The following is a 12249-nucleotide window of genomic DNA, read 5'->3' on the forward strand; positions in this document are numbered from 1 at the left end:
TCACGTGCCGGCCAACCGACCCACCGAGCAAAGCGCCATCGCGCTGCTGTCAGTGCTCTTCCCCGACCGCGATCCTGCCCCTGGCGAACGTGTCGAGGATGCGCTGGTGGGTCTGCCGGGGCAACTGCCGATCGCCCGGCTCCCCGATCGGGGTGCCCGGTCGGGCGGGTGCCTCGCCGAGCAGCTGATCGATCCCGGGACGGGTGACCATCAGCAGCCCGTGGGTGGCGCGCGTGCAGGTCACGGCCAACCTGCCGAAAGCGGAGTTGAACTCGTCGAGCTGCGTGGCCCCGCTCAGCGGGTGAATAGCCACCGTGACGCGGTTCGTCTGCCCCTGCCAGGAATCGACCGTCGAAGCCACGATCTCGGTCTCGCCCAGCGCGTACTTCGCGCGCAGCCGCTCGGCGGCGTCGGCCGCGTCGTCCACGGCCTGGTTGCGCGTGGCCAGGATCGCTATCAGCGGATCTCCGGAATCGTCGCCGGGCCGCGCAGTGCTCGTTTCCCCCGTCGGGGCCCCCTCGCCGTCGTAGTCCGCGTGCTGGAGCACGAACCCCGCGGCGAGCAGCCCGTCGAGCAGGGACTCGACCGTCCTCGTCAGCGGCAGGTCGACGTCCGGGCTCTCGGGCTCCGGCAGCCCCTCGACCTCCAGCAGCGTCGGAACCCCGGTGCCGACCTGGCTCCAGATCGCGGCGTTGTCCCCGGAGAGCCCCTCGGCCGCCAGTGCCCTGTCCCCCGGCGCCGCCACGCAGTGGAGTTCGCGCCACTGGGGGTAGAAGGCCCGCCACAGGTCGAGGTGGCCAGCCGCGGGCCGCCAGACCGCGGGCAGCTCGACCGACCAGGTCCGCTCGTCGTCCTCGAAGTCGGTCGGCCACGCCCGGTACGGGTTGAACCCCGGGTCTCCCCGCCACGGGTTCGCCCCCACCTCCAGCGGGGGCAGCTGGCCGACGTCACCGACCCCGACCGTGATCGGCGCCGCCTTGGCGACCCTGTCGAACAGGTGGTGCGGGAGCTGCCAGGCCTCGTCGACGAACAGCGCGTCGAACGCGGACTCACCGTTGCGGCCGACGCCGAGGTGCTCGGTCAACCGGTCGAGCTCACCGATGGCACCGAGCTTGTGGGACGTCGACACGACCACAGCGCACTCGGCCGGAACCTCCGAAGCGGTGGTGACCACGGTCGAGTTCGCCCGCGCCTCCTCGGGAACCTCCTCGTACCGGGCCTTGCTGACGGACAGGCACACCCGCTCCGGCCCGAGCGAGCGCCCCAGCGCGGCCGCGAGCGGGTGCACCTGCTTGTTCGTGAAGGCGATCACCGCCACGCGCGAGCACTCGGGGTGCCCGACGGCCTCGGCCACCAGCTTCTTCAACACGTGGGACTTGCCTGCACCGGCCGCGGCCTTGAGCAGGATCCGGTCCAGCGACGCGGTGCCGGACAGCGCGGAGCGCAGCACCCCGGCCGCCTCCTCGGCCACCGCGGTGTTGCCCGCGGCCGCCCGGTGGTGGTGGACGCGGTCGGCGCCCCGCGGCTCCGGCTGGCAGAACTCGACCGTCACCGTCACTCCAGGTCGTCCATGGTCACGTCGTCGGGCGGGCTGGTCACCGGCTCGGCCGTGACGTCAGCGACCGGCGCGTCCGCCGGGGCCACCTCGAACCCGTCGGAGTCCGCCACCGGCGGCCACACCTCCGGGTTGAGCTCGCCGCGAGCGCGGCGCTCGGCGATCCGGTCGGCCCGCTCGGCCTCGGCATCCTCGTGCGGGCGGCAGCAGCGCTCGTGGTTCTCGGGGTCCTCGGAGTAGGAGCTCGGCTCGCACGTCGGCTTCGGCGCCGAGACGTCGTCGACTCGCGGCCGGGTGAGGTTGAGGAACCGGTTGTTCTTGTTCGCGGCGAACCAGGCGAAGTCGGCCACCACCAGCCGGTCGCCGACCGAGAGCTCGGGGACGTTCTCCGGTTCCCACTCGAAGCGGCGCGACGTCGCCAGCTCGCCGGTGCTGGTCAACGCCCCGATCGACAGCCCCGCGAACTTGAAACTGCCCTTCTGGACCGTGAGGCCCACCTCCGGACGCTCCACGCACATCTCGCCGTTGACCCGCAGCAGCACGATCCTGCTTCCCCCGCCGATCCGGCGGGAATCGACGTCCAACACCAGCGGACTGGTGCCCGCCACGGTCGCGACCGCGACCTCCCGCACGCCCGCGTCGACGGCGAGGTCCTCCGCGGTCTGCGGATTCGTCAGCGCGAGCAGCTGCTTCCGGCACTTGTCGTCACTCTCGATGACGGGCACGAGCGCGTTGCGCCAGTAGCGGTGCGTTCGGCCGAACCGCACCAGGTCGGAAGCGCGCAGCGCCAACCGCCGCCGCCAGACCGCCTGGGCGTCGCCCTCGATCTCCCGGTGCACCTCGCGCACCCGCGAGTCCGGAACGGCCTCCAACACGTCCAGGGCGCGCTCCACGATCCCGCGCTTGTAGTCGAGCTCGGCGGTCACCAGCGCCGCGTACCCGCTCGTCTCCCCGTGGTGCGCACCGGCTTCGCTGCGCTGGTCGCCCGGTGCGGTCAGGGCCTCGTGGATGGCGTCGGAGGACCGGCTCGTCAGCCGGGCGCCGGGGGTGTGGAGAGCGGCCTCGATCTCGTCCTCCAGCTCGCGCGGTTCCACGGGGCCGTCGGTCGTGGACTCGGCCCAGGCCAGCAGGTAGTCCAGGCGATGGGAGGCGACCTGGGGGCCTCCGGCCACCACGTGCCGCGCGAGCGCCTCTCCGAGATCGACGATCGGGGACCGCAGCGTGAGCGCCCTGGCGCGGTCGGCCTCCAGCAGGAAGGAGACGGCGATCCGCTCGGTCTCCTGCAGCGGGGGCGGGATCTCGGCCGGTTCCCCGTCGAACGTCAGCGGAGCGCGCCCCATGTGCTCGTCCCGTTCCCAGCGCAAGCGGCTGAGCTCGACACCGGCCAAGTTGTCGGCGATCGACACGAGGACGTCGGCCGTGGGCTGGTCCGGCAGGACGAGGTGAACCGGGCCCGAGGAGTCCGCCACCTCGGCTGCACCAGCCGCGTCGGCCGCGCGCACCTCGACCATCGCCGCGGACAGTTCCCGCCCGAGCAGGCGCATCACCTCGCGGCGGCAGCGCGCGGACTGCGGATCGTCGAAGACGGTGGTCCGCCACGGCTCACGTCCCTCCGGCGTGATGCGCTGCGCAGCGATCCCGTGCACCCCGAGCGCCGCGGAGTCCGACTTGGCGAGAACCACGTTGACGGTGCCCGGGCGACCGGCCTGGTCGATGCGGCGTTGGCCGGTGGACTGCCCGACCCCCTCCAAGGTCGCCGTCACGTTGGCGACCACCGAGGCCGGGGCCCTGCCGAGAGGGCCCGTTCCGTCCACCAGGCCGACGACGTGGGGGCGCGTCTCGCTCGGTATGCCCAGCTCGACCAGCAGGTCGGTCGGGTCGGTCGAGGTCCTGAGCTCGTTGCGGCAGTAGGAGAACAGGGTGCACGTGGTGCACGTGGCCGGGTCGAACGTCGCCCGCAGATGCGCGACGTGGTTCGCGAGGTCCTGCGGTTCGACCGGTGGCAGCTGCTCGACCTCGCGCCGCCGCTCCGCCACGCGCATCCGCACCTCCGCCCGGTGGTCGTCCAGCGATTCCACCAGAGCCGTCGGCTGCAGGAAGGCGTTGCGGGGGACGGCCAGCACTCCGCAGGAGTGGACCGACATGCCGGTGGGCACCTGCGACCAGGACGCGGCGGATTCCGCCCCCAGGGCCACTTGCAGGAAGCCCTTCAGCAACCTGCTGTCCTCGATCCGGGACCTCACCCGTTCGTAGTCCTTGGCGCCACCGACGATCAACCAGGACGCACCGTCCCGATCGGTCCGCGCCGCGACGACGACGAAGTCGGGGCGCACCTCGGCGGCGTCCCGCTCCGCGAAATCGGCGAACGGGATCGCTGCCCCGTGGATCAGCGTGACCGAGCCCTCCGAGACGGCTCTGTCGTGCGCCTCCGCGAGCAGATCTGCCGTCCTGCCACCGTCCTCGTGCGCGTCGGACGTCACGATCCCACCGGGACGGTCCAGCCCGAGTCCGCCCACTGTGGTGGTGGCGATCTCGGCGGCGAACCTGTCCTCGCGCACCAGGCGTTCGAAGGTCATCGCCCGCATCCACCGGGCGAGGGGGACGCGCCCCGACTCGTCCGGGAAGCCGACCTCCGCCGCGAGCTGCCTGCGCGTGCGGCCGACCACGAGCGGGTCGGTGCCCCGGAAGCGCGCACAAGCCGCGTGCGCGGAAGCGACGACGGCGCTCGTTTCCCTGGCGAGGGATTTGTCCGCCATACTGAACCCCCAGCGGCGAGCCGAATCCACTCAACCGGGCACGAGGCGACAGGTCACGGGCGTCGAGTGTAAACGATCACGCACCGGGCCCGATCCGGCGAGATCACCTCGCGGGGAACCCGGGCACGGAATCCCAGGTGAGAGATGGAGCCGCTGAGGGGACTCGAACCCCTGACCTTCCGCTTACAAGGCGGGCGCTCTGCCAACTGAGCTACAGCGGCACGCGTGCCCGAGAGCACGCGGTTTCATCGTAATCCCTCACCCGCCGCACCCGTGCCCCCGGCCCCCGCGCGGTCGCGTCCGCCGCGCGCTCTCCCACGATGCGGTGAATCGACTCCCGCCGCGCGCGAGGACGCGTAAGCTCGGGTGCCGGAGACACCGCACACCTCGGATCCCCTCCACGGATCCCTTCCTCGGATCCAGGCAACACACGGGACGCGGCACGGGGCACATCCCGCAACTCGCAGCGCAGCCGACCGCGCTGCTCGAAGATCACGCACCTTTATCCCGTACGACACAGTCGGTGAACAAGAAGTTCAGTGATGGACGACACCATGCACGGGTGCAACGGTGCGTACGTGGATGCCGATGCCCGGGGAGAAGAGCACGATCAGCGCGGCACGCGCAAGTCCAGGCAAGGAGGCAGAACGGCAGTGGGAATCACGCAGCGCGCACGTGGTGTGCTGCGGCGGCGCGAACCTTCCGAAACCGTCGGGACTCGCAACGTCGTTTACGGCCCTTCCCTGCCGGACGACTCGACAGTCCACCTCGTACTCGAACTGGCACTGCGCATCGGCGAGATCCAGATGGCCAGCGGCGTCGGCGCCTCCGACGTCAGCGCCACGATCACCAGCGTCACCGATGCCTACGGCCTCCCGCACTGCGAAGTGGACGTGATCTACACCTCGATCACCGTTTCGTGCTACCGGGGAACCGAGAACCTTCCGATCACTTCCCTGCGGGTCGTACGGAACCGCTCACTGGACTACACGCGCCTGGCCGAGGTCGAACATCTGATCCGTCGCATCGTCGCCGGTGAGATAACCACCTCGGACGCCTACGCCGAGCTGGAAACCGTCGCCAGAGCCTCACACCCCTTCCCCCGCTGGGTCGCCACCCTCGCCTGGGCCGGCATGGCCGCAGCGCTGGCGGTGCTGCTCAGCGGCGGCGCCATCCCCCAGTTGCCGCTGGTGGCCGCCGCCGCCACCGCGCTCGTCGACAGGGTGGGGCGCTTCCTCAACCAGCGCGGCCTGCCGATCTTCTTCCAGCAGACCGTCGGCGGGGCCATCGCCACCAGCGTCGCGCTGGCCTGCTACGCCACGGGCCTGCTGCCCAACGCCGCACTCGCCGTGGCCGCGAACATCATCGTGCTGCTGTCCGGCATGACCGTGGTCGGCTCCATGCAGGACGCCATCACCGGCTACAACGTCACCGCGGCGGGCCGCATAGCCGAGCTCGCGCTCACCTCGGCCGGGCTCATCTCCGGCGTGGTCCTCGCGCTGTACGGGGCCGAACGCATCCTCGGGGCCGAGTCCCTCGGGGGCGGCCTCAACGTCGGCGGCGGGGTCGTGCTGCTTCCGGGCCTGCTCAAACTGCCGCTCCAGGCCATGGCGGGCGCTGCCACCTCGGCCTGCTTCGCCCTGGCCAGCTACTCCCCTCCCCGGCCGTTGATCGTGGCCGGTGCGGGCGGGGCCGTGGCAGCCAGCGTATTCCAGCTCATGACCCTCGTTCGGGTAGATTCGATCCTGGCCTCGGCCGTGGCCACCACCGTGGTCGGCTTCATCGGCGGCGTCATCGCGCGCAGGCTGCGCATCCCCGCACTGGTTGTCGCGGTCTCCGGTGTCGCCCCGCTGCTGCCCGGCCTGTCCACCTATCGAGCCCTCTACGAGCTGTCCGTTCAGGGCAACCCCACCGGGCTGTCCACGCTGATGGTGGCCGCGGCCACCGGGCTGGCACTCGGCGCGGGAGTGGTGCTCGGCGAGTTCCTCTCCCAGCCCGTGCGCACCGGCCTCGGCAGGTTGGAGCGCCGCATGTCCGGCCCGCGCATGTCCGGGCCCATACGCCCGACCGAACGCAGGCTGGACTGACCGGGATACCGCGGGCGGCTCCGCGGCCTCGGCCCGGACGCCGCTCCGGGGCCCGGTTTCCACCGGCCCCTTCCAGTCACCGGGAAAAACATGAAACAGCTCTGTCGGAATATTCCGATTCTGCCCCGTGCGTCCCCGAGGGGGTGAGCGTAGTCGAGCAGTGACGTTGCGACGCGCGAACCACGCGCAGACGATCACGATTGACTAACCTCGACAACGGGTAACCGATTTCAGGAACCGACCTAGGAGGCAGAACGGTGACCAAGGGCAACGCGCCCACGAAAGCTGACTTCGTCGTCGTCGCCAACCGACTGCCGGTCGACCTGGAACGCCTGGAGGACGGAACGCAGCGGTGGAAGCACAGTCCGGGAGGACTGGTCACCGCCCTCGAACCGTTCCTCCGCGCCCGGAAGGGAGCGTGGGTCGGCTGGCCCGGGGTCCCCGACGTCGACGTCGAACCGTTCACCGACGAGGAGATGCAGCTGTACCCGGTACGGCTCTCGTCGGCCGAGTTCCGGCAGTACTACGAGGGCTTCTCCAACGCCACGCTGTGGCCCCTCTACCACGACGTGGTGGTGCCGCCGGTCTTCGACCGCTCCTGGTGGGAGGCCTACCGGCGGGTGAACCAGAGGTTCGCCGAGGCCGCCGCGGAGGTGAGCGCGGAAGGCGCGACCGTCTGGATCCAGGACTACCAGCTGCAGCTGGTCCCCGCGCTGCTCCGTGAGCTGCGTCCGGACCTGCGGATCGGGTTCTTCCTGCACATCCCGTTCCCACCCGTGGAACTGTTCATGCAGCTGCCGTGGCGCACCGAGATCGTGCGCGGCCTGCTCGGGGCCGACCTGGTCGGCTTCCACCGCCCGGGCGGCGCGCAGAACTTCATGTGGCTGGCCCGCAGGCTGGCCGGTTTCGAACCCAGCCGCGCGCAGGTGGGAGTGCGCTCCCGCCCCGGCGTGGTGCAGGTCGGGGACCGGGTCGTGCGGGTCGGGGCCTTTCCCATCTCCATCGCCTCCGGAGAGCTGGACCAGCTCGCCAGGAGCAAGGAGGTGCAGCAGCGCGCCAAGGCGATCCGCGCCGAACTGGGCAATCCGCGCAAGATCATGCTCGGTGTCGACCGGCTGGATTACACCAAGGGGATCGACGTCCGCCTCGACGCGATGTACGAGCTGCTGTCCGAGGGGCACGCCTCCGTCGAGGACGTGGCTATGATCCAGGTGGCCACCCCGAGCCGGGAGCGCGTGGAGCACTACAAGCAGATGCGCGAGGACATCGAGCGCAAGGTCGGCAGCATCAACGGCGAGTTCGGGCGCGTCGGCCACCCTGCCGTGCACTACTTGCACACTTCGGTGGACCGCAAGGACCTGGTCGCCTTCTACTGCGCCGCCGATGTCATGATCGTGACCCCGGTACGTGACGGGATGAACCTCGTGTGCAAGGAGTACGTGGCATGTCGCAGCGATCTCGGGGGTAGTCTCGTACTGAGTGAGTTCGCCGGAGCCGCCGCCGAACTCACCAGCGCGCTCCTGGTCAATCCGCACGATCTGGACGGGGTCAAGGACTCGATGCTCGCGGCCCTGAATCTCGATCAGACGGAAGGCCGCCGTAGGATGCGCGCATTGCGTAGGCAAGTGCTCACGCACGATGTCGATCGCTGGGCGCGATCGTTCCTCGAAGCGCTGGGGGCTTCGCCCACGAGCTAGAGTGATCGACGGCAGGCTTAAGGGGCCCTTCAGGGATGTTTTCGGTCAGGACGCTCTTCCCGGCGAGGAGCTCCGGTGGGTGAGACGGACGTGTCCCGGAAAGGCGCACGCGGAGTGGGCGTGGGCCCACGGTCTCCGCACGCGCGGCACGCCCCCGTCCTCCACTCCGGCGTCCGGACGGCCGAACCCGGCCTTCCGGAAGGGTTTCCCGCCCGCACCACGGTGAGCACGGCGAACCGGACGAACCGCGGAACGGTGCGCACAACGCCCCGCACCGCTCCCGGCAACCGTTCCGCCGCGGAACCGGTACCTCGCTCGTGCCGGAAACCACCGTCGACCGCCGAGGCCGAACCGCATCCCGCGCACCGGGCTGCCTCCCCGCCCCCGGCTCCCACCCCCGAACCGGGGGAGAAGCCGCTCGTGCGGACCTCCGAACAGCCGGTACGAACGGCAGGAAACCCGCTCGGCGATACTCCCACCGAGCATTCGAGCCGGTTTCGGCACAGACTCTTAGAACCGGCGACACCATCACGTCAACAGTGACGCACCGATCGACCGGGGCATTCGTGCAAGCGGCCACCACGACACGGGGCCGACAGCCGCGCGACCCGCGCCGGTCGATCCCGTTCCAGACAACCCGACGACCTCAACAGGAGTGTGGCGTTGACCGCCGAAGCCCTCCCCGCCGAGCTTCGTCGCATGATCGTGCAGCTCGCGCGCACACCTCGGCTGCTGGTCGCCTGCGACTACGACGGCACGCTGGCCCCGATCGTGGGGGATCCGAGCCAGGCCAAACCGCTACCGGAATCGGTCCACGCGATGCGCTCCCTGGCAGCGCTGCCGACCACCACCGCCGCCGTCATATCCGGCCGGGCACTGCGTGACCTGGCCACCCTGTCCAGGTTGCCCGCCGAAGTCCACCTGGTCGGCAGTCACGGATCCGAGTTCGACGTGGGCTTCGTCCACGAGCTCGATCCGGACACGACCCAGCTGCGCACCCAGCTCCAGCGCAGCGTGCAGGAGATCACCGCCAGCCGTCCCGGGATCACCCTCGAGGCGAAGCCAGCCAGCGTCGCGGTGCACCTGCGCCGCGCCGAGCAGGAGGAGGCCGCGGCCGCGCTGGACGAGCTCCGCTCCGGACCGGCCACCTGGGAAGGCGTGCAGGTCACCGAGGGCAAATCGGTGATGGAGCTGGCCGTGGTCGAGACCGACAAGGGCAACGCCTTCGATGCGCTGCGGCACCAGGTCGGCTCCACCGGGGCGATCTTCCTCGGTGACGACGTCACCGACGAGAAGGTGTTCAGCGCGCTGTCCGGCCCCGACATCGGGATCAAGGTCGGCGAGGGCGAGACCCTCGCCGAGTACCGCGTGACCGACACGACGGGCGTCGCCACGGCGCTGGCACTGCTGATGGAGGAGCGCCGCACCTGGCTCTACGGGGAGCAGGCCCCCGCCATCGAACGCCTGTCCATGCTCGCCAACGAGCGGACCGTCGCGCTGCTGACCCCGGACGCCCGGCTCACCTGGATGTGCCACCCGGGTCCGGACTCGTCCGCCGTGTTCGCCGACCTGCTCGGTGGTCCCGCCGCGGGGCACTTCTCCATCCGGCCCGACCTGCCGCAGACCGACACGAGCAACGGGGCCCCGCGCAGCACGCTCCCGCTCGGCCAGCGCTACATACCGGGCACCATGACGGTGGAGACCCGCTGGTCCCGGTTGCTGGTCACCGACTACCTGGAGCACGGCGGCAATTCGCACCGCACAGATCTGATCCGGGTCATCAGCGGCAGCACCCGCGCCGTGGTCGAGTTCTCCCCGCGCCCCGAGTTCGGGCAGGTGCCGGTGCGGCTCACCGCGGAGTCGGGCGGCCTGCGGGTGCACGGCACCTCGGAACCGATAGTGCTGTACTCCCCGGGGGTGCAGTGGCAGATCACCTCGGACGGGATGCACGAGAGCGCCCACGCCCAGCTGGACCTCTCCGAGGACTCGCCGACGGTGCTGGAGCTGCGCTGCGGCACCGAGGAGCTCGCCCCCTCCGAGTCCTCCGAGTCGCAGCGGCGCGCCGCTGCGAACAACTACTGGTCCAAGTGGGTCGACCAGCTGCAGCTGCCCGAGGTGGAGACCGACCTGGTCGTGCGTTCCGCGCTCACCCTGCGCGGGCTGTGCAACACCGACACCGGCGGGATCATGGCCGCGGCCACCACTTCGCTCCCCGAGGAGATCGGCGGGGTGCGCAACTGGGACTACCGCTACTGCTGGCTGCGGGACGGGGCGATGAGCGCCCGCGCCCTGGTGTCCCTCGGGTCCACCGCGGAGGCCGAGGCCTTCCTGGACTGGTTGCACCGGGTGATGGACACCCTGCCGGGGCCGGAGCGGCTGCACCCGCTGTACTCGCTGGCCGGTGGCACGCTCGGGCCGGAAGCCGTGATCGACACCCTGCCCGGCTACGCGGGATCGCGGCCCGTGCGGGTGGGCAACCTGGCCGACCAGCAGGTCCAGCTGGACGTGTTCGGCCCGGTCGTCGAGCTCGCCACCGATCTGGCCATGGCGAACGGGAAGTTGCGCGACGCGGACTGGGAGCTGGTCAAGGGCATGGCCGAGGCCGTTTCCCGGCGCTGGTTCGAACCGGACCACGGCATCTGGGAGGAACGCGACGTTCCCCGCCACCACGTCTACTCCAAGGTGATGTGCTGGGTGACCGTCGACCGCGCGCTCAAGCTGGCCACCCAGTACGACCGCCCGGCGGACCCGAGCTGGGAGCAGCTGCGCGAGCAGATCGCCGAGGACGTCCTCAAGAACGGTTGGCACCCCGATGTGCAGGCCTTCACCACCGCCTACGAGGGCTCCGACCTGGACGCGGCCTCGCTGCACGTGGGGCTCTCGGGCTTGATCGACCCCTCGGACGAGCGGTTCCGGGCCACTGTCACCGCCATCGAGTCCGAACTGCGCAGCGGTTCCACCGTGTACCGGTACCGCAGGGACGACGGCCTCCCCGGAACCGAGGGCGGTTTCCACCTGTGCGCGACCTGGCTCATCGAGGCCTACCTGCTCACCGGCAGGCGCACCGAGGCCGAGGAGCTGTTCCAGCAGATCGTGGACAACGCGGGTCCGACCGGGCTGCTTCCCGAGGAGTACGACCCGATAGCCGAGCGCTCGCTCGGCAATCATCCGCAGGCCTACTCGCACCTGGGCCTGATCCGCTGCGCACAACTGCTCACCACCTGAATCGGCCCGAGCGCTCCCGCCGTCCCGACGGTGCTCCTCCCCGCGACACCGGGTTCGGCGCGGTCGGTCGCTGAAGCACCGGAGCCCGGGACTTCGCCTCGGCGAGTCCCGGGCTCCGCGCCTCGGGAGGCCCTTGCCCACCGCGCGGCGCGACCGGTCGTGTCGGCCGCGCTGCCCCGATCGGCAACGTCACACCGGGAGTGGGGCATCATTTCGCCCGAAAAGCGGACAACTCGGCTTCACCGCGGATAAGCTACCGCGCGACCGGTGACGCCGAGGAATTCCACAGCAAGGGGCGGTAGTGAACATATTCGTGATCATCCCGATCATCGTGCTGGTCCTCGTGGTGGTCGCGGTGATCGTGATCGTGACGCTGCACGGTCGCCGCGCCCGTGCGCAGGACGCGAAGCGGGACGAGCAGTCACCGAAGGACCCGTTCGCCTCGGGCGACCAGGACGCCCTGCGCGGCGATCCGCGCGAGTTGACCGCGGGCGACATCGTGGAGATCCGCGGGATGTCCTACACGGTCCGGGGAACGCTGCGGCTGTCCGAGGGCGGCTGGAAGTGGGCCGAACACCTGCTGGACGACGCGCGGGGCAACCAGGTGTGGCTGTCCGTGGAAGAGGATCCCGATCTGATCCTCTCCCAGTGGACCGACCTGACCGACGAGGAGGAAGCCCCCGAGCCGGGGCCTTCCAAGATCGAACTGGGCGGCCGGACCTTCCGTTCCGAGGAGTCCGGTTCGGCGAGCTTTCGCAGCGAAGCCACCACTGGTCTCAACGAGCAGGGCAGCGTCCGATATCACGACTACGAGGCCGGGGACGGAGCGATGCTCGGGTTCGAGTCCTTCGACGGCGCCGAGTGGGAGGCCACTCGCGGCGAGGAACTCAACCGCTACGACGTGCGCATCTACCCGGCTTCGACCTGAC

At 70.5% G+C, this 12249-nt stretch carries 6 protein-coding genes and 1 tRNA gene; 4 read left to right on the forward strand and 3 right to left on the reverse strand.

What is annotated here, in order from left to right:
- Positions 1 to 49 precede the first annotated feature (49 nt).
- The 3 genes from G9Q41_RS14870 to G9Q41_RS14880 all read right to left on the reverse strand — a co-directional run bounded on the left by G9Q41_RS14870 (position 50) and on the right by G9Q41_RS14880 (position 4532).
- Positions 50 to 1552: an AAA family ATPase gene (locus G9Q41_RS14870; RefSeq protein ID WP_165632811.1), complete on the reverse strand. Its 1503-nt coding sequence runs from the start codon at positions 1550 to 1552 to the stop codon at positions 50 to 52.
- A gap of 2 nt (positions 1553 to 1554) precedes the next feature.
- Positions 1555 to 4311, reverse strand: a complete 2757-nt coding sequence (locus tag G9Q41_RS14875; RefSeq protein WP_165632810.1) for a hypothetical protein — start codon at positions 4309 to 4311, stop codon at positions 1555 to 1557.
- 145 nt (positions 4312 to 4456) lie between these two features.
- Positions 4457 to 4532 (reverse strand) — tRNA-Thr (locus G9Q41_RS14880).
- 432 nt (positions 4533 to 4964) lie between these two features.
- Between G9Q41_RS14880 and G9Q41_RS14885 the strand changes: the two genes are divergently transcribed.
- The 4 genes from G9Q41_RS14885 (at position 4965) to G9Q41_RS14900 (ending at position 12248) form a co-directional block, all read left to right on the forward strand.
- Positions 4965 to 6398, forward strand: coding sequence for a threonine/serine exporter family protein (locus tag G9Q41_RS14885; RefSeq protein WP_092527621.1), 1434 nt, complete (start codon positions 4965 to 4967; stop codon positions 6396 to 6398).
- Between the two features lie 257 nt (positions 6399 to 6655).
- Complete coding sequence (locus G9Q41_RS14890) at positions 6656 to 8095, forward strand: trehalose-6-phosphate synthase (protein ID WP_165632809.1); 1440 nt, start codon at positions 6656 to 6658, stop codon at positions 8093 to 8095.
- A gap of 663 nt (positions 8096 to 8758) precedes the next feature.
- Positions 8759 to 11320 carry a trehalose-phosphatase gene (otsB, locus tag G9Q41_RS14895; protein ID WP_165632808.1) on the forward strand — a complete coding sequence of 854 codons (2562 nt, stop codon included), beginning with the start codon at positions 8759 to 8761 and terminating at the stop codon, positions 11318 to 11320.
- A gap of 301 nt (positions 11321 to 11621) precedes the next feature.
- The gene (locus tag G9Q41_RS14900; RefSeq protein WP_165632807.1) at positions 11622 to 12248 is read left to right on the forward strand and encodes a DUF4178 domain-containing protein; all 627 of its coding nucleotides are present in this window, start codon (positions 11622 to 11624) and stop codon (positions 12246 to 12248) included.
- Position 12249 lies beyond the last annotated feature (1 nt).

This window comes from Actinopolyspora sp. BKK2, from assembly GCF_011291845.1.
GTDB lineage: Bacteria > Actinomycetota > Actinomycetes > Mycobacteriales > Pseudonocardiaceae > Actinopolyspora > Actinopolyspora saharensis.